14 protein-coding genes are annotated in these 18,607 nt (G+C 49.9%); 8 read left to right on the top strand and 6 right to left on the bottom strand.

Features of this window, described 5'->3' with window-relative positions; all coding sequences use genetic code 11:
- Positions 1 to 65: 65 nt before the first annotated feature.
- Together melB and melA are read right to left on the bottom strand one after the other, a co-directional pair.
- A complete protein-coding gene (gene melB, locus ACJHW7_RS18815) occupies positions 66 to 1,487 on the bottom strand; it encodes a melibiose:sodium transporter MelB (protein WP_000028114.1) in 1,422 nt (473 codons plus the stop codon).
- 102 nt (positions 1,488 to 1,589) lie between these two features.
- Positions 1,590 to 2,945 (bottom strand): alpha-galactosidase, encoded by a 1,356-nt coding sequence (gene melA, locus ACJHW7_RS18810; protein ID WP_000988016.1) that lies wholly within the window; start codon positions 2,943 to 2,945, stop codon positions 1,590 to 1,592.
- A 282-nt stretch (positions 2,946 to 3,227) separates the two neighbouring features.
- Here melA and melR point away from each other — a divergent pair, with 282 nt between their 5' ends.
- From melR to pmrB, 7 genes are all read left to right on the top strand, one after another.
- A complete protein-coding gene (gene melR / locus ACJHW7_RS18805) occupies positions 3,228 to 4,136 on the top strand; it encodes a transcriptional regulator MelR (RefSeq protein ID WP_001090758.1) in 909 nt (302 codons plus the stop codon).
- Between the two features lie 198 nt (positions 4,137 to 4,334).
- Positions 4,335 to 6,602: an arginine decarboxylase gene (gene adiA / locus ACJHW7_RS18800; RefSeq protein WP_001307519.1), complete on the top strand. Its 2,268-nt coding sequence runs from the start codon at positions 4,335 to 4,337 to the stop codon at positions 6,600 to 6,602.
- 324 nt (positions 6,603 to 6,926) lie between these two features.
- The gene (gene adiY / locus ACJHW7_RS18795) at positions 6,927 to 7,688 is read left to right on the top strand and encodes a DNA-binding transcriptional activator AdiY (protein ID WP_001217059.1); all 762 of its coding nucleotides are present in this window, start codon (positions 6,927 to 6,929) and stop codon (positions 7,686 to 7,688) included.
- Between the two features lie 136 nt (positions 7,689 to 7,824).
- Positions 7,825 to 9,162: an arginine/agmatine antiporter gene (adiC, locus tag ACJHW7_RS18790; RefSeq protein ID WP_000093154.1), complete on the top strand. Its 1,338-nt coding sequence runs from the start codon at positions 7,825 to 7,827 to the stop codon at positions 9,160 to 9,162.
- Between the two features lie 103 nt (positions 9,163 to 9,265).
- A complete protein-coding gene (gene eptA / locus ACJHW7_RS18785) occupies positions 9,266 to 10,909 on the top strand; it encodes a phosphoethanolamine transferase EptA (RefSeq protein WP_021557454.1) in 1,644 nt (547 codons plus the stop codon).
- Positions 10,906 to 11,574 carry a two-component system response regulator BasR gene (basR, locus tag ACJHW7_RS18780; RefSeq protein ID WP_000697915.1) on the top strand — a complete coding sequence of 223 codons (669 nt, stop codon included), beginning with the start codon at positions 10,906 to 10,908 and terminating at the stop codon, positions 11,572 to 11,574. Before eptA ends, basR begins: the two co-directional genes overlap by 4 nt.
- The gene (gene pmrB / locus ACJHW7_RS18775; protein ID WP_021557453.1) at positions 11,575 to 12,675 is read left to right on the top strand and encodes a two-component system sensor histidine kinase PmrB; all 1,101 of its coding nucleotides are present in this window, start codon (positions 11,575 to 11,577) and stop codon (positions 12,673 to 12,675) included. It abuts the gene before it with no gap.
- Here pmrB and pmrR read toward each other — a convergent pair.
- The 4 genes from pmrR to crfC form a co-directional block, all read right to left on the bottom strand.
- Positions 12,651 to 12,740 carry an LpxT activity modulator PmrR gene (gene pmrR, locus ACJHW7_RS18770; RefSeq protein WP_000797657.1) on the bottom strand — a complete coding sequence of 30 codons (90 nt, stop codon included), beginning with the start codon at positions 12,738 to 12,740 and terminating at the stop codon, positions 12,651 to 12,653. The genes pmrB and pmrR overlap by 25 nt on opposite strands.
- Positions 12,741 to 12,854: 114 nt before the next feature.
- Complete coding sequence (gene proP / locus ACJHW7_RS18765) at positions 12,855 to 14,357, bottom strand: glycine betaine/L-proline transporter ProP (protein ID WP_001298520.1); 1,503 nt, start codon at positions 14,355 to 14,357, stop codon at positions 12,855 to 12,857.
- 263 nt (positions 14,358 to 14,620) lie between these two features.
- Entirely contained in the window at positions 14,621 to 15,499 is an 879-nt protein-coding gene (locus ACJHW7_RS18760) for a YjcZ-like family protein (RefSeq protein ID WP_000169173.1), read from the bottom strand.
- Positions 15,496 to 17,724: a clamp-binding protein CrfC gene (crfC, locus tag ACJHW7_RS18755; RefSeq protein ID WP_021557452.1), complete on the bottom strand. Its 2,229-nt coding sequence runs from the start codon at positions 17,722 to 17,724 to the stop codon at positions 15,496 to 15,498. The genes ACJHW7_RS18760 and crfC overlap by 4 nt, the downstream gene beginning before the upstream one ends.
- Before the next feature lie 401 nt (positions 17,725 to 18,125).
- Here crfC and ACJHW7_RS18750 point away from each other — a divergent pair, with 401 nt between their 5' ends.
- Positions 18,126 to 18,461, top strand: a complete 336-nt coding sequence (locus ACJHW7_RS18750) for a zinc ribbon domain-containing protein YjdM (RefSeq protein WP_001300891.1) — start codon at positions 18,126 to 18,128, stop codon at positions 18,459 to 18,461.
- Positions 18,462 to 18,607 lie beyond the last annotated feature (146 nt).

The following is an 18,607-nucleotide window of genomic DNA, read 5'->3' as shown; positions in this document are numbered from 1 at the left end:
ATTACATTAAGACGTGGCCTGATAAACATATCGCATCAGGCCATTTTCGTTAGCTATTGTCCACGTCAGGCTTTCACATCACTCACTGCACCGACCGGAATATCAGCATGAACAGGCTCGGGCGGTACTTTGCGATATTTATCCAGCAGATGAATCTGGATCCTGCGCAGCGTGTCGCCATTGAGGCGATAGAAACGGAAGTAGAGAATCAGCGTTACCATGAAAAACAGAGTTGGTAGAGCAATCATAATAAACTGCATACCTAATAGGGCTTGCGTAGACTGTTCAACATTCGGTACATAGCCAATCATCCCTAACACAACCGCAATGAAAAAAGCCGCAAAGGCTGAACCGCCCTTCACCACCATAGTCTGCACGGAGTAAGCGATACTTTCACAGCGTACGTGCAGTTTATATTCACCGTAATCAACGGTATCTGCCACCATGATGACCTGTAATACCCAGAAAAGCGCCGTTCCCACATTCAGCAAAATACCCGCAATCACAATGAGGACGACGTTGTGATAGCTCATTAATGCCATTAACAGGAGAACACCACAGCTTAACACCGGAAGAATAGATGCTCCGGCCCATAAAATGCGTCGGGATAATGATTTAACTAAGCGTGGGAAGAATACTAACGTCACCAGGTTAGCAGCTCCCGCATACGACAGATAATAGGGGAACAAATCCGCATCACCAATAACATATGAGAAATAATAGATAGCAAATCCGGTAATAATGTTGCTGGCTACATTATAAGCAAGAGCCATACCCAAGAGGCATGAAAGCTGATCGTTTTTATAAATTAGCGCAACGATGGCTTTAAGTGTCAGATGGCTTCCTTCAGCAGACGGTTGATTGTCTGACGAAAAGACTTCATGCACATTGCGCAAAGTGATGATGGTTGAAACAATAAAAAAGGCGATTAGTACCAGAGTGAACATCTGAAAGCCAAATCCCCGATCGCCACCGCCGACATAATTAACAAATGGTAGCGTCACACCTGCCGTAACAAAGCCTGCCAGACTGGCAAAAAAACGCGGATAAGGAACCAGTTGTTCGCGCTCACGTTTATCGAGCGTGATGGTTGGAACCAGCGACCAGAAGGGAATATCCATAATGGTGTAAGTCATGCCCCAGAGGATGTAGGTCACGCAAACAAAGACAATCTGAGTAGTACCTTCAAACAGATGCGCACTAAAGAGGAGAAATAAGATTACAGAGTTTGCCAACGTACCGATCAGGATCCAGGGTTTGAACTTACCCCATCGCGATCGCGTAGCATTTACAATCCATCCCATAATCGGATCGTTAATAGCATCCCAGATCCTCGCCACCAGAAACAAAGTACCGACCAAACCCACAGACAGCCCAACGACATCGGTGTAGTAATACATGAGGTACATATACACAATGCCGATCGCAAAATCCTTCCCGAACGCTCCAAATCCATAACTGAGTTTTGTAGTCATTGAAATGCTCATAGGGTATCGGGTCGCTGTTACCAACGCCCGCCTTCTGTTATTGGTATCGTCAGAGGTGTGCGCCGGAATAATTCCCCCGGCGCAGTAGCGTTTAGTCGCGTTTTAACGGTGCAACCAGCCTGGCAGCCAGTCGCCGTGGGCGGCAATCAGGTCGTCAACAAGAGCATATATTTCGTCAATGCCCAGCACGGCGGCAGTATGCGGGTCCATCATCGCGGCGTGGTAAACACGGTCGCGATTTTCCGTAAGAATAGCTTCGGTCAGCAGCGTCTGTACGTTGATGTTGGTTTGCATCAGGGCGGCCAGATGCGAAGGTAGCGTACCGACTTTGGTTGGCTGAATGCCATTAGCATCAACCAGACAGGCTACTTCCACGCAACATCCTTGTGGCAGGTTATCAATCAAACCATCGTTACGGACGTTGCCGTAAATCACACTCGGCTCGCCAGTCCAGATAGCGTTCATGATTGTGCTGGCATATTCCCGTGACGGTTTAATATCAATCCGGGAGGCGTTTTTATACTCCTCCAGCTCTTTATGCCAGTTCGCCAGCTGCTCGACGCAGCGTTTCGGGTACTCATCCAGCGGTACTTTATAACGCTCAATCAAATCCTCACGACCTGGCTTAATAAACCACGGCGTATATTCGGCAAAATGTTCTGACGATTCCGTGACGAAGTAGCCCAGCTTTTTGAACATTTCGTAGCGCACAATATTCTGGCAGCGAGTATTACCATGAATATTCGGCTTCGGTGCCTGCCCTGCTTCATAAGCCGCCAGCAGTTCCGGGTAGAGATTCACATAACTGCCGTCGGCGGTTTTGCGCTCCAGCTCCAGGTAAAACGCCATATGGTTGATACCTGCGCAACGGTAACGCAGCGTAGCTGGGTCGATATTGAGGTCACGCGCCAGCTCTTCCGCCGTTCCCTGCACCGAATGGCACAGCCCGACCTGTTTGATATGCGGATAGCGGGCATACATCGCCCAGGTATTCATCGCCATTGGGTTAACATAGTTGAGCATGGTGGCATCGGGGCAGACTTCCGTCATGTCCTCGCAAATTTGCCACAGATGCGGAATGGTACGTAGCGCGCGCATAATACCGCCCGGCCCCAACGTATCGGCAATGGTTTGTTCCAGACCATGCCGCTTACAGACCTCGAAATCAGTCACCGTGCAAGGTTCATAACCGCCAATCTGAAATGCCACCACGACAAAATCGGCATCCTCTAAGGCTTCTTTCTGTTGGGTGTGGCAGGTGATTTTGCCGCTGGCCCCTGCTGAATCCATCAGCTTACGCACCACAATATGCGACTCTTCCAGGCGGGTGGGATCAATGTCCATCAGGGCAATATGCGCCGTTTTCAGCGCCTCGCGATGGAACACATCACCAAGAATATTTTTAACGAAAATCGTCGAACCAGCGCCGATAAATGTAATTTTGGGTGCAGTCATCATGCAGATCTCCTGGCTTGCTTGAATAACTTCATCATGGCAGGCGAATCTGCAGAAAACCTCCGGCTTCCAGGTTGAGCATTCCCATAAACTCAGATCCTGCGTGAAGCAGCAGTAAATCTGAGTTTATGGTAATAAGTTACCTGAAAAGCAGAGTTTTCGGCCTCATGATGCTCGGACGCTCCCCTCGCCTCTCTGGGAAGAGGGTGAAAACCGTGCTCCCACTCGCAGTCATCCTCCCTCACTCCTGCCATAATTCTGATATTCCAGGAAAGAGAGCCATCCATGAATACAGATACGTTTATGTGCAGCAGCGACGAAAAACAGACCCGCAGCCCGCTGTCGCTGTATTCGGAATACCAGCGGATGGAGATTGAGTTTCGCGCACCGCATATCATGCCCACCAGCCACTGGCATGGTCAGGTCGAAGTGAATGTGCCTTTCGATGGCGATGTGGAATACCTGATCAACAATGAAAAAGTGAATATCAATCAGGGTCATATCACGCTGTTCTGGGCCTGTACACCGCACCAACTAACAGATACCGGAACCTGTCAGAGCATGGCGATTTTTAATCTGCCGATGCATCTGTTTCTCTCCTGGCCGCTGGATAAAGACCTGATTAACCACGTCACTCACGGCATGGTGATCAAATCACTGGCCACACAGCAACTTAGCCCGTTTGAAGTGCGCCGCTGGCAGCAGGAATTAAACAGTCCGAACGAGCAAATTCGCCAGCTCGCCATTGATGAAATTGGCCTGATGCTCAAGCGATTTAGCCTCTCTGGCTGGGAACCGATTCTGGTCAATAAAACCTCGCGCACACACAAAAACAGCGTCTCGCGCCATGCGCAATTTTATGTTAGCCAGATGCTGGGCTTTATTGCCGAAAACTATGATCAGGCGCTGACCATCAACGATGTGGCTGAGCACGTCAAACTTAACGCCAACTATGCAATGGGGATATTCCAGCGGGTCATGCAATTGACGATGAAACAGTACATTACCGCGATGCGCATCAACCACGTTCGCGCGTTACTGAGCGATACCGATAAAAGTATTCTCGATATTGCCCTGACGGCAGGCTTTCGTTCAAGTAGTCGTTTTTACAGCACGTTCGGCAAATATGTCGGCATGTCGCCGCAACAATACCGCAAACTTAGCCAACAGCGCCGCCAGACGTTTCCCGGCTAAAGACGATATCAGTATCAGCCAAAAAAATAGTTTAGCCGTCGATAATAAGCAGTGAAAATAATTTAAAATAATCACATAACGTATTGTTTATAAAACTAAATATTTCAAAAATGTTTGTTTTTCACGCGCTTTACAGCCCGAAAAGGCCGGAAGATACTTGCCCGCAACGAAGATTCCTTCATAACCGGGTAAGCAATGATGAAAGTATTAATTGTTGAAAGCGAGTTTCTCCATCAAGACACCTGGGTCGGTAACGCCGTTGAGCGTCTGGCAGATGCTTTAAGCCAGCAAAATGTTACCGTGATTAAATCCACCTCCTTTGATGATGGTTTTGCCATTCTCTCTTCAAACGAAGCCATTGACTGCCTGATGTTCAGCTATCAAATGGAACATCCGGACGAACATCAAAACGTCAGACAATTGATCGGTAAGCTTCATGAGCGCCAACAAAACGTGCCGGTCTTCCTGTTGGGCGATCGGGAAAAAGCCCTCGCCGCAATGGACCGGGATCTGCTGGAGCTTGTCGATGAATTCGCCTGGATTCTGGAAGATACCGCCGACTTTATCGCCGGACGCGCCGTTGCCGCGATGACCCGCTACCGCCAGCAGCTGTTGCCGCCACTGTTCAGCGCGCTGATGAAATATAGTGACATCCATGAATATTCCTGGGCAGCGCCAGGCCACCAGGGCGGCGTTGGTTTTACCAAAACACCCGCCGGACGTTTCTACCATGACTACTATGGTGAAAATCTGTTTCGCACCGACATGGGCATCGAACGAACTTCCCTCGGTTCTTTGCTTGACCATACTGGCGCATTTGGCGAAAGCGAAAAATATGCCGCACGCGTATTTGGTGCCGATCGCTCCTGGTCGGTAGTCGTCGGTACTTCCGGCTCTAACCGCACCATCATGCAGGCTTGCATGACCGATAACGATGTCGTGGTCGTTGACCGTAATTGCCATAAATCCATCGAACAAGGCTTGATGCTGACAGGCGCGAAACCAGTCTACATGGTGCCAAGCCGCAACCGCTACGGCATTATCGGGCCAATCTATCCGCAGGAAATGCAACCTGAAACCTTGCAGAAGAAAATCAGTGAAAGCCCGCTGACTAAAGACAAAGCTGGGCAAAAACCGTCTTACTGCGTGGTGACCAACTGCACCTATGACGGCGTGTGTTATAACGCTAAAGAAGCGCAGGATCTGCTGGAAAAAACCTCCGATCGTCTGCACTTTGACGAAGCCTGGTACGGCTATGCACGTTTCAACCCGATCTATGCCGATCACTATGCCATGCGCGGCGAACCTGGCGATCACAACGGTCCTACCGTTTTCGCCACCCACTCCACCCACAAACTGCTGAATGCGCTGTCACAGGCTTCTTATATTCATGTACGTGAAGGTCGTGGGGCGATTAACTTCTCCCGCTTCAACCAGGCCTACATGATGCATGCCACCACCTCCCCGCTGTATGCCATCTGCGCATCCAACGACGTGGCGGTGTCGATGATGGACGGCAACAGCGGCCTGTCACTGACACAAGAAGTGATTGACGAAGCGGTTGATTTTCGTCAGGCGATGGCGCGGCTGTATAAAGAGTTCACCGCTGACGGTAGCTGGTTCTTCAAACCGTGGAACAAAGAAGTCGTCACCGACCCACAAACCGGCAAAACCTATGACTTTGCTGACGCACCAACCAAACTGCTGACCACCGTTCAGGACTGCTGGGTAATGCATCCGGGCGAAAGCTGGCACGGCTTCAAAGATATTCCGGATAACTGGAGTATGCTCGACCCAATTAAAGTCAGCATCCTTGCTCCGGGAATGGGTGAAGATGGTGAACTGGAAGAAACCGGTGTTCCGGCGGCGCTGGTCACTGCCTGGCTTGGTCGCCACGGCATTGTGCCTACCCGCACCACTGACTTCCAAATTATGTTCCTGTTCTCTATGGGCGTAACCCGTGGGAAATGGGGGACTCTGGTTAACACCCTTTGCTCCTTCAAACGCCACTATGACGCCAACACACCGCTGGCGCAGGTGATGCCGGAACTTGTTGAACAATATCCTGACACTTACGCGAACATGGGGATTCACGATCTGGGTGACACCATGTTTGCCTGGCTGAAAGAAAACAACCCTGGCGCACGGTTGAACGAAGCCTATTCCGGCCTGCCGATGGCGGAAATCACCCCGCGTGAAGCGTACAACGCGATTGTCGACAACAATGTCGAACTGGTATCCATTGAAAATCTGCCAGGACGCATCGCGGCAAACTCAGTTATCCCGTATCCGCCAGGAATCCCGATGCTGCTGTCTGGTGAAAACTTCGGCGATAAAAACAGTCCGCAAGTAAGTTATTTACGCTCGCTGCAATCCTGGGACCACCATTTCCCTGGATTTGAACACGAAACTGAAGGGACTGAAATTATTGACGGTATTTACCACGTTATGTGCGTGAAAGCGTAACCACTATTCCGCTGAAGGCGTAATTGTTTAAATAACATTACGCCGCCTGGCCTTAGGCCTTTTGAGTATGGCAACGTTTTCATAAAAATTGCTGCAAACAAAAATGTCATACTTTTTGCGCGGCCCCACCCCGCGCTTTTTTTTGCCTGTTATTTATCCTGTAAAAAAATATGTACATGAAAAATTACTATAAAAATTTGTAATATTAGTAAAACTCGTTATTTTTATGCATGTTTATATTCATCATACAATTATATAACCATTTCCCGGTATCGCTTTGCTTTAGCGAGAACTGGTCTTTTATTTGCACTCAGGAGTACATGTATGAGGATTTGCAGCGACCAACCTTGTATTGTTTTATTGACTGAAAAAGATGTCTGGATAAGGGTGAATGGGAAAGAACCTATTAGCCTTAAAGCTAACCATATGGCGTTATTAAATTGTGAAAATAATATTATCGACGTCTCCTCTCTTAACAACACTTTGGTTGCTCATATTAGTCACGACATCATCAAAGATTACCTCCGGTTTCTGAATAAAGATCTCTCGCAAATACCAGTATGGCAACGTAGCGCTACGCCCATACTCACCCTGCCATGCCTGACGCCAGACGTCTTTCGCGTTGCCGCGCAACACAGCATGATGCCCGCAGAAACTGAGTCAGAAAAGGAACGAACACGCGCATTATTATTCACGGTGCTATCCCGTTTTCTCGACAGTAAAAAATTCCTTTCATTAATGATGTATATGTTACGTAATTGTGTAAGTGACAGCGTTTATCAAATTATTGAAAGCGATATTCACAAAGACTGGAATCTTAGTATGGTAGCCAGTTGTTTATGTCTTAGCCCAAGTCTGTTAAAGAAAAAGTTGAAAAGCGAAAACACCAGTTATAGCCAAATAATCACCACCTGCCGCATGCGTTATGCCGTAAATGAATTAATGATGGACGGTAAAAATATCTCTCAGGTATCACAGTCCTGCGGCTACAACAGTACGTCGTACTTTATTTCTGTCTTTAAAGACTTCTACGGTATGACGCCGCTGCATTATGTTAGTCAGCACAGAGAACGCACTGTCGCCTGATTTTTAACCTTAACGAAGAGCTATATTAATAACGGCATCAGCGATAACCCGGTCGATAATAATTCAACTATCGAATGCAGGCGTATGATATGACGTAATTTATTGTCACGAAGCTCGCCTTCGCAGGAGTTTAATTATGTCTTCGGATGCTGATGCTCACAAAGTGGGCTTAATCCCCGTCACCCTGATGGTGTCGGGGAATATTATGGGGTCAGGTGTTTTTCTGTTACCTGCAAACCTGGCCTCCACCGGCGGGATTGCCATTTATGGATGGTTGGTGACGATTATCGGTGCGCTGGGGCTCTCGATGGTATACGCCAAAATGTCGTTCCTCGACCCAAGTCCTGGTGGTTCTTACGCTTACGCCCGCCGCTGCTTTGGCCCGTTTCTCGGTTATCAAACCAACGTCCTCTACTGGCTGGCCTGCTGGATCGGCAATATCGCCATGGTGGTCATTGGCGTAGGATATTTAAGTTACTTCTTCCCGATTCTGAAAGATCCATTGGTATTAACCATCACCTGCGTCGTGGTGCTGTGGATCTTCGTCCTGCTGAACATTGTCGGTCCGAAAATGATCACCCGTGTGCAGGCCGTTGCCACCGTGCTGGCGCTGATCCCCATCGTCGGGATTGCCGTATTTGGCTGGTTCTGGTTCCGTGGTGAAACCTATATGGCGGCATGGAACGTCAGCGGCCTGGGCACTTTCGGTGCAATTCAAAGTACCCTTAACGTTACGCTGTGGTCGTTCATCGGTGTGGAAAGTGCCTCCGTTGCCGCAGGTGTGGTGAAAAACCCGAAACGCAATGTCCCTATCGCCACCATCGGTGGGGTATTGATTGCCGCCGTTTGCTATGTGCTCTCCACCACCGCGATTATGGGGATGATCCCTAATGCCGCACTGCGCGTTTCTGCCTCGCCATTCGGTGATGCCGCACGGATGGCGTTGGGTGACACCGCCGGGGCCATTGTTTCCTTCTGCGCAGCTGCGGGTTGCTTAGGTTCACTGGGCGGCTGGACATTGCTGGCGGGTCAAACGGCGAAAGCCGCTGCCGATGACGGACTGTTCCCACCGATTTTTGCCCGTGTAAATAAAGCGGGTACGCCAGTGGCGGGGCTGATTATCGTCGGTATTTTGATGACCATCTTCCAGCTCAGCAGCATTTCACCAAACGCGACCAAAGAATTCGGTCTGGTTTCTTCCGTCTCGGTCATCTTTACACTGGTGCCATATCTTTACACCTGTGCGGCATTACTGCTGCTCGGACACGGTCACTTTGGTAAAGCACGCCCGGCATATCTGGCAGTTACTACCATTGCCTTCCTCTACTGCATCTGGGCCGTGGTGGGGTCCGGGGCGAAAGAGGTTATGTGGTCATTTGTCACCCTGATGGTCATCACCGCCATGTATGCGCTGAATTACAACCGGCTGCATAAAAACCCGTATCCCTTAGATGCACCAATAAGCAAAGATTAATTCCCCTTAATCCAGCAAAGATAAAAGCCAACCTTAAGAACTTAAGGTTGGCTTAATTTTGCTTTGCGAGCATATGCGCACTTTGTTCGATGGAAACACCGTGATGTTGAAGTGCCTACTAAAAAGACCCTCTTTGAATTTACTCGCCTGGCTATTGTTAGCCGCTTTTTATATCTCTATCTGCCTGAATATTGCCTTTTTTAAACAGGTGTTGCAGGCGCTGCCGCTGGACTCGCTGCATAACGTACTGGTTTTCTTGTCGATGCCGGTCGTCGCCTTCAGCGTGATTAATATTGTCCTGACACTAAGCTCTTTCTTATGGCTTAATCGACCGCTGGCCTGCCTGTTTATTCTGGTTGGCGCGGCTGCACAATATTTCATAATGACTTACGGCATCGTCATCGACCGCTCGATGATTGCCAATATTATTGATACCACTCCGGCAGAAAGCTATGCGCTGATGACACCGCAAATGTTATTAACGCTGGGATTCAGCGGCGTGCTTGCTGCGCTGATTGCCTGCTGGATTAAAATCAAACCTGCCACCTCGCGTCTGCGCAGTGTTCTTTTCCGTGGAGCCAATATTCTGGTTTCTGTACTGCTGATTTTGCTGGTCGCCGCACTATTTTATAAAGACTACGCCTCGTTGTTCCGCAACAACAAAGAGCTGGTGAAGTCCTTAAGCCCCTCTAACAGCATTGTTGCCAGCTGGTCATGGTACTCCCATCAGCGACTGGCAAATCTGCCGCTGGTGCGAATTGGTGAAGACGCGCACCGCAACCCGTTAATGCAGAACGAAAAACGTAAAAATTTGACCATCCTGATTGTCGGCGAAACCTCGCGGGCGGAGAACTTCTCCCTCAACGGCTACCCGCGTGAAACTAACCCGCGGTTGGCGAAAGATAACGTGGTCTATTTCCCTAATACCGCATCTTGCGGCACGGCAACGGCAGTTTCAGTACCGTGCATGTTCTCGGATATGCCGCGTGAGCATTACAAAGAAGAGCTGGCACAGCACCAGGAAGGCGTGCTGGATATCATTCAGCGAGCGGGCATCAACGTGCTGTGGAATGACAACGATGGTGGCTGTAAAGGTGCCTGCGACCGCGTGCCTCACCAGAACGTCACCGCGCTGAATCTGCCTGGTCAGTGCATCAACGGCGAATGCTATGACGAAGTGCTGTTCCACGGGCTGGAAGAGTACATCAATAACCTGCAGGGTGATGGCGTGATTGTCTTACACACCATCGGCAGCCACGGTCCGACCTATTACAACCGCTATCCGCCGCAGTTCAGGAAATTTACCCCAACCTGCGACACCAATGAGATCCAGACCTGTACCAAAGAGCAACTGGTGAACACTTACGACAACACGCTGGTTTACGTCGACTATATTGTTGATAAAGCGATTAATCTGCTGAAAGAACATCAGGATAAATTTACCACCAGCCTGGTTTATCTTTCTGACCACGGTGAATCGTTAGGTGAAAATGGCATCTATCTGCACGGTCTGCCTTATGCCATCGCCCCGGATAGCCAAAAACAGGTGCCGATGCTGCTGTGGCTGTCGGAGGATTATCAAAAACGGTATCAGGTTGACCAGAACTGCCTGCAAAAACAGGCGCAAACGCAACACTATTCACAAGACAATTTATTCTCCACGCTATTGGGATTAACTGGCGTTGAGACGAAGTATTACCAGGCTGCGGATGATATTCTGCAAACTTGCAGGAGAGTGAGTGAATGAAAATTCTGATTGTTGAAGACGATACGCTGTTATTGCAGGGACTGATTCTGGCGGCGCAAACCGAAGGCTACGCGTGCGATGGCGTGACAACCGCGCGGATGGCGGAACAAAGCCTTGAGGCCGGTCATTACAGCCTGGTGGTACTGGATTTAGGGTTACCCGACGAAGATGGACTGCATTTTCTCGCCCGTATCCGGCAGAAAAAATATACCCTGCCGGTACTGATCCTCACCGCTCGCGATACGCTGACCGACAAAATCGCCGGGCTGGATGTCGGTGCCGACGACTATCTGGTGAAGCCTTTTGCGCTGGAAGAGTTACATGCCCGTATCCGCGCCCTGCTACGACGCCATAATAATCAGGGCGAAAGTGAGCTGATTGTTGGCAATCTGACGCTGAACATGGGTCGCCGTCAGGTATGGATGGGCGGTGAAGAGTTGATTCTGACGCCCAAAGAATATGCTCTGCTGTCACGGTTAATGCTCAAAGCAGGCAGTCCGGTGCATCGGGAAATTCTCTACAACGACATCTATAACTGGGACAATGAACCCTCGACCAACACCCTGGAAGTGCATATCCACAATCTGCGCGACAAAGTGGGCAAAGCCCGTATCCGCACCGTGCGCGGCTTTGGCTATATGCTTGTCGCTAATGAGGAAAACTAATTGAATCTGATGCGTTTTCTGCGCCGACCAATATCGCTGCGCCAACGGCTGATATTGACCATCGGGGCCATTTTGTTGGTGTTTGAGCTGATCAGCGTCTTCTGGCTATGGCATGAAAGTACCGAGCAGATTCAGCTGTTTGAGCAGGCGCTACGCGACAATCGCAACAACGATCGCCACATCATGCGTGAGATCCGCGAGGCGGTCGCCAGCCTGATTGTCCCCGGCGTCTTTATGGTCAGCCTGACGCTATTTATCTGCTATCAGGCGGTACGCCGCATCACCCGCCCGCTGGCGGAGCTGCAAAAAGAGCTGGAAGCGCGCACCGCCGACAACTTAACGCCCATTGCCATTCACAGCGCCACCCTCGAAATCGAAGCGGTGGTTTCGGCGTTAAACGATCTGGTCAGTCGCCTGACCAGCACGCTGGATAACGAAAGGTTGTTTACCGCTGACGTCGCGCACGAACTGCGAACGCCACTGGCGGGGGTACGTTTGCATCTGGAACTGCTGGCGAAAACGCATCACATTGATGTAGCACCGTTAGTGGCACGGCTTGATCAGATGATGGAGAGCGTCTCCCAGCTGCTGCAACTGGCGCGTGCCGGACAGTCATTTTCTTCCGGTAATTATCAACATGTAAAACTGCTGGAAGATGTCATTCTCCCCTCGTATGACGAACTCAGTACCATGCTCGACCAGCGACAGCAAACCCTGCTATTGCCAGAGAGCACCGCCGACATCACCGTTCAGGGTGATGCAACCCTGCTGCGGATGTTATTGCGAAACCTGGTAGAAAACGCCCATCGTTACAGCCCGCAAGGCAGCAACATTATGATTAAGCTGCAAGAAGATGGCGGAGCGGTCATGGCAGTTGAAGATGAAGGACCAGGTATTGATGAGAGTAAATGCGGGGAGTTGAGTAAAGCGTTTGTACGTATGGACAGCCGTTATGGCGGGATTGGTCTGGGGTTAAGTATTGTCAGCCGCATTACACAGTTGCATCACGGGCAGTTTTTCCTGCAAAACCGGCAAGAGACTTCTGGCACGCGCGCCTGGATACGGCTGAAGAAAGATCAGTACGTGGCAAACCAGATATAAAGAAAGCTGCTGACCACCAGCACGCTGAACACGGTAGTTAAACTTTCATAAACACGGTTTTTCATTGCACTCTCCTCCGTTAACCTGGAGGAGAGTATGCGCGGCAGAGATTAAGTGAACCTTAAGAGTTCAATTGTTGGTCTGATAAGACAGCGTCACATCAGGCCATCCGTTTCAGCTTATTCATCAATTCGCGGATGTTGCTGCACCAGGCGGGTACGTTTCGCCTGCAAATCGGCAATCTCGTGGTCAATATCATCGATTTTCTGCTCGATATTATCGTAATGCTCGACGAGAATTTCCTTCGCTTCCTGTATATCTGACGCCGCCGGTGTTGCACCTTTCAACGGACGATTTGCCGTCTCTTTCATGGTTACGCCGGTGATTAAACCAACCACCGCCACTACCATCAGGTAATAGGCTGGCATCATCAGATTCTGCGAGCTTTCGACCAGCCAGGCCGCCAGTGTTGGCGTCAGACCGGCAACCAACACCGAAATATTAAATGCCGCCGCCAGCGCGCTGTAACGGATATGCGTCGGGAACATCGCTGGCAAGGTAGAAGCCATAACGCCCGTAAAGCAGTTAAGGATCACCGCCAGCATCAGTAACCCGGCAAAAATCAGGCCGATGACGTTACTGTTAATCAGAATAAACGCCGGGATCGCCAACACAAACAGTGCAACACTACCAAGTAGCACAAACGGACGACGGCCAAAACGGTCACTCAGCAAGCCCATCACCGGCTGGACAAACAGCATACCGATCATAATGGCGATAATAATCAGCACCCCGTGGTCTTCGGAGTAATGCAGGTTATGCGACAAATAACTCGGCATATAGGTCAGCAACATGTAGTAAGTCACGTTGGTGGCAATTACCAGACCAATACATGTCAACAGGCTGCGCCAGTATTTAGTGGCAATCTCTTTAAACGAGACTTTCGGGCCATCCTGCAAACCTTCGCGGTCGCCCTGTTCCAGTTTATCAACATGCTGCTGGAACGCCGGAGTTTCTTCCAGCGCATGGCGCAGGTAAAGCCCGATAATCCCTAACGGCAGAGCAATAAAGAACGGAATACGCCAGCCCCAGTCGAGGAAGTTCGCTTCGCCGACAATGGTCGAAATTAACACCACCACGCCCGCACCCAGCACAAACCCGGCAATAGAACCGAAGTCCAGCCAGCTGCCCATAAAGCCACGTTTACGGTCAGGGGAGTATTCCGCAACAAATATCGACGCCCCGGTATATTCACCGCCGACCGAGAAACCTTGTGCCATCTTACAGATCAACAGCAGAATCGGTGCCCAAATACCAATCGTGTCGTAGGACGGTATTAAGCCAATACAGAACGTACTGATCGACATAATCACAATAGTGATAGCGAGGATCTTCTGGCGACCATATTTATCGCCCAACATACCAAAGAAGAGTCCGCCAAGCGGTCGAATCAGAAAGGGAACGGAGAAAGTGGCAAGTGCAGCAACCATCTGCACGCTGGGGTCAGCCCCCGGGAAAAAAACTTTACCTAATGCGTAAGCAACAAAACCATAAACACCAAAATCAAACCATTCCATTGCATTACCCAGTGATGCTGCGGTAATGGCTTTACGCAGTTTACCGTCATCAATAATGGTGACATCACGAAGGGTAATCGGTTTTACTTTTTTCCTTTTCAGCATAGCTTTCCTCGCAGAGTTGGCCCATTTCCGCAAACGCCAGAAAAATCAGCGCGACGGCCGCAAAAGGGGAGCGGGAATTGCAGGATGCAATCTCTGTAACAAGCGTAGCGGGTTTGCTTACACCCTCCGGTTAAGGAATGTACAATCAAACCAGTTGACGCCTGAATTGGGCAGTTAATGACCTTTTTACCCTACCAGCGTTTAAATTTGTGATCAACTTCACACATGAATTTCGTTTAGGACTCATTGATGTAACTGATTATTTACACCAAATTTACAGAGAAGATTTCCTCGAGCATTGCCCCCGCCAGACGCTGCGCTGAACAGAGTCGTGGCATCCCCAGCGCGACAGTTTGCCAGCGTTGGGTCACTGACCAGCAAACGGGTTGTTTATCTGCCGTGGTCCACTTTCCCAGCCAACTTAAAAAATCAGCATGATCCCCGCCCGTCGGAACGGTCGAAGAGGCAAACCACTGATGGTAATAGTGACGCGTGGTCGGGGCCGCATTGATACTCTCTGCCAGATGTTGTGTCGCTTTCACGCGCAAATCACCCAGCAACAACGCCACCGCTTGCGGGCTTCCCAGACGACAGGCATCGCCAAATGCCCCCCAACGCAACTCTTCGAGAACGATAAAACAGCGCCCAGGCAACGACCAGGCGTTATACGCCCCAGCACGCCAGCGGGTAAAAATTTGCTCGCTCTGTTCACCCGCCTGCACCAGTAGGCCTCGTTGCGTTAACGCCTTTTCCTTCCAGCGACAACGGGCTGAAAACCACTCATACAAGGCGGCAATTTGCTGGGGGAGCTCCGGGAAAGCAGAGTGCTGGCGGTGATCCATTTTTTGCAGCAGCGCCAGATGCTGCGCGATCTGCGTCAGTGCCAGATGACCGGGATCCAGCATCGACGCCAGTTTTTCCACCAATGTCAAACGCAGGCTAAGCGGCGCATTTAACATTCCGCCGTTCGTCCATGTCTGAAGCTGCACGCGCGCAAGAAGTTCCTGCATCAGTCGTTCACGAAACTGCTGCTGATGGGCTTGTGGAAGGCGGGCATCATCGCCCTGCGCCAGATCCACTAAAAAGCGGGGATAAACCGACTCCAGCACGCGACCGGGGCCGTCAAGTAACGTCTTGGTCAATATCGTTCTGCCGTGAAAAGTGTTTGAATATCATCGCGTAACAGCTGGGCGTCGGTGTAAATCCAGCCGTGAGTCATCACAGTCTGCTGCAATTGCTGCTGCATCAGCCTGACCACCGATTCATTTTGTTGACGCAGAGCCAGACTTTCGCGTAAACGCGTCTGTAATTCCGTCAAACATGAAGCGAACTCAGCGAAAAAAGTATTCATGCCTGCCGTAACAGATTCATCGACCTGCTCTGCCAGAACTTTAGCCATTTGTTGGCAATAGAGATCGACTTCTGCACTTAATGCTCGTTGCAACACACTGTAATCAACCGTTTCTGTCGGGGATTTCTCATTCCCCCGTCCCCAGTCGGGCTGATTCAACCAGCGCGAAAAAGTCTCACGCACAACGCCTAAACGCGTGCTCTGCTCGTCCGTTGCTTCCTGGCGCGAAATGACTTCACTGAACAGCTGGCGAGTGTTGAAGTGGGGAACTACGCCGTGAAAAACAGGAAAATGAAACCCAGGACGAAACCCTGACTCGCTCAATTCCATTTTGACTTGTTGTTCAATGGGGCGAATAACATCGGTTAACACCCGGCAAAGAGTGGATTCAAGCTCGGCAAAACGCAGCGTAAAGTCGCGACTGATGGTGTTCTGCGCCGTCTGTAACAGTGTCTCACAGCGGGTACGAATCTCGCTTAACGGCTCCGAATCATCCTGAAACAAGGCGGCTAACTGCGCCTTCAGCGCATCTTGCTGTTGACGCAGAAAGTGGTTGGCGGAGGTCAGGGCCAGCTCGATTTCATGTTTAATCTCGCCGCTCACCTGCGCCTGATTGAGTTGCAATAGCTGCAAACTTTCTTCGATCTGGTGGATATTTTGCCGCAATTGTTCACAAGCGACGTTTAACCCGTGCGCACGAAAATCCAGGTATTCCCGCGCCTGCTGCGCGTAATTCAACAGTTTATGCGCGGCAGATCGCAGAGCATACAACGAGGCGTTAGCGTAAGCGGCATGAAGCAACATCTGAATTGGCTGGGCGAACAGCGAATCTTCCCACAGCTGATCGGCAGCATGACGAATATGTTCGAGGTCCGCCAGATCGGCATGACGCCAGCGCCTGCCGAGCGCGGCATGGGCAAAATCTTCTACCCAGCGTTGTTGCTCTGGCGCTGGTAACTTACCGTTGTTGGCTAACTCATGGCGCGCCCGATTCGCCAGGTAGCCCCACATCGACGACACCGGAAATATCTGCTGTGGCGTAATACAGCCTTTCATCAGCGTCCCGGAAATCAGTGCCCGCACCTGGTCGGCGTCGTCACTGTTACGATCCTGTTGATCGAACTTATTGACCAGCACATACAGCGGCACCGATTGCCCCACCGCCAAAATCGCCTCACGGACCTCTTCATCGGAGATCGATTTCAGTTGCGTATAATCCAGCACCGCCAGTACCGCCGAGGCGCGTGCCAGCTGCTGGTTAAGCATTTTTTGCAGATGCGGTTGCCCGGCTTCATTTGGCCCGGGGGTATCCAGTAACGTCAACTGACCGGGATAACTCTCCAGCCCCGCCAGATGGACAAACTCCACTTCAATCACGGGAATATGCTCAATGGCGGCGTAAGCAGAAAAAGGAAAATCGACGTCCAGCGCCTTCGCCAGTCGCACCAAATCATTCAAACTTTTCAGACAATGAAAAATAGGCTGGGCACCCAGATAATATTTTTCGAAAGCGACGCCATTTTCGATCCGCTGCATAAGCGCACGCATATCTTTATCTATTTCCAGCACATCGGTCAGATGCTTAATATCGCAATCACGCAGGCGTTGTTGTAATTGTTGAATTAAACAATCGATTGGCGCGACATGTGAAAAATGCAGTACCGGTTCTTTTTGCCCGGGTGTATGGCGAATAAGCGTCGGCAGGGCAGTCATTGGGCGATTGCGATTAGGCAGAACCTCCGTACCAACAATGGCATTAATGGTGGTTGATTTCCCTGCTTTCATAGTACCGACAATCGCCAGCACCATTTCCAGTTGGGAAATTTTACGCAACTCATTATTCAGCATCGCGTGACGCTCGGCGATATTAGGCTGACTCCAGGGTAAAGCCAGTTGTGGCGCATCGTCTCCGGGTACAGAGAGAGGCATTTTTTCCAGTAACTGCAACTGTTGGCGAGAAAGCTGTAACAGGCGTTCAGCCTCCTGACTTAACTCATACAGGGTCTGTGTGTACATAGAAAATTCTTCCTTAAAGCAAATTTTATTACTTTTATTTAGCCAGATTGTTTTTGAGTTCTGTTTTCGGCTTTTATAATTACTGCAAGAAATAATTTTATATTTAGAGCGTTGTTTTTTATTAGAATAAATAACATCTTCCGATACGTTTAAAACGTCAGAAAGATAAAAATATCATGTGAATTAAAAAAAGAACAAGTAGAGCATTAACCTTATCTTAAATAATAAATGGAGGCAAAAAGATTATTTTCTTTTTGCGTTTCCTTTCAAATGAAAACGATCGTCGTCTAAAATCAGCAGTACCCCCGACAAACTCAGGGATTTTGTGTATAATTGCGGCCTTTTTCGGCAATCTGCCGTTTTTTGGCGCTTTTGCCCTGCTGACTTTTGAGGAAATCCACATGTCATTACCACACTGCCCAAAATGCAACTCCGAATACACTTACGAAGATAACGGCATGTACATCTGCCCGGAATGTGCCTACGAATGGAACGACGCAGAACCTGCACAGGAAAGCGACGAGCTGATCGTTAAAGATGCTAACGGCAATCTGCTGGCTGACGGCGACAGCGTTACCATCATTAAAGATCTGAAGGTGAAAGGTAGCTCTTCGATGCTGAAAATTGGCACCAAAGTGAAAAACATCCGCCTGGTTGAAGGCGACCATAACATCGATTGCAAAATCGACGGTTTTGGTCCGATGAAACTGAAATCTGAGTTTGTGAAAAAGAACTGATTGTATTGTGATCGGTAAGCCGGATAAGGCGCTCGCGCCGCATCCGGCAACGGTGCCGACTGCCTGATGCGACGCTTGCGCGTCTTATCAGGCCTACAAATTCCCGCACCCTCCGTAGGCCGGATAAGGCGTTTACGCCGCATCCG

This window comes from Escherichia sp. WS1152 (genome assembly GCF_046487665.1).
Lineage (GTDB): Bacteria > Pseudomonadota > Gammaproteobacteria > Enterobacterales > Enterobacteriaceae > Escherichia > Escherichia coli.
The sequence above is the reverse complement of the archived record's forward strand: the minus strand, read 5'-3'. Positions and strand labels throughout refer to the sequence as shown.

What these genes read in the sequence shown, in the direction of transcription:
- melB (WP_000028114.1), bottom strand. Translation starts at nt 1,487, where the DNA reads ATGAGCATTTCAATGACTACAAAACTCAGTTATGGATTTGGAGCGTTC.
- melA (WP_000988016.1), bottom strand. Translation starts at nt 2,945, where the DNA reads ATGATGACTGCACCCAAAATTACATTTATCGGCGCTGGTTCGACGATT.
- melR (WP_001090758.1), top strand. Translation starts at nt 3,228, where the DNA reads ATGAATACAGATACGTTTATGTGCAGCAGCGACGAAAAACAGACCCGC.
- adiA (WP_001307519.1), top strand. Translation starts at nt 4,335, where the DNA reads ATGAAAGTATTAATTGTTGAAAGCGAGTTTCTCCATCAAGACACCTGG.
- adiY (WP_001217059.1), top strand. Translation starts at nt 6,927, where the DNA reads ATGAGGATTTGCAGCGACCAACCTTGTATTGTTTTATTGACTGAAAAA.
- adiC (WP_000093154.1), top strand. Translation starts at nt 7,825, where the DNA reads ATGTCTTCGGATGCTGATGCTCACAAAGTGGGCTTAATCCCCGTCACC.
- eptA (WP_021557454.1), top strand. Translation starts at nt 9,266, where the DNA reads ATGTTGAAGTGCCTACTAAAAAGACCCTCTTTGAATTTACTCGCCTGG.
- basR (WP_000697915.1), top strand. Translation starts at nt 10,906, where the DNA reads ATGAAAATTCTGATTGTTGAAGACGATACGCTGTTATTGCAGGGACTG.
- pmrR (WP_000797657.1), bottom strand. Translation starts at nt 12,740, where the DNA reads ATGAAAAACCGTGTTTATGAAAGTTTAACTACCGTGTTCAGCGTGCTG.
- proP (WP_001298520.1), bottom strand. Translation starts at nt 14,357, where the DNA reads ATGCTGAAAAGGAAAAAAGTAAAACCGATTACCCTTCGTGATGTCACC.
- crfC (WP_021557452.1), bottom strand. Translation starts at nt 17,724, where the DNA reads ATGTACACACAGACCCTGTATGAGTTAAGTCAGGAGGCTGAACGCCTG.
- ACJHW7_RS18750 (WP_001300891.1), top strand. Translation starts at nt 18,126, where the DNA reads ATGTCATTACCACACTGCCCAAAATGCAACTCCGAATACACTTACGAA.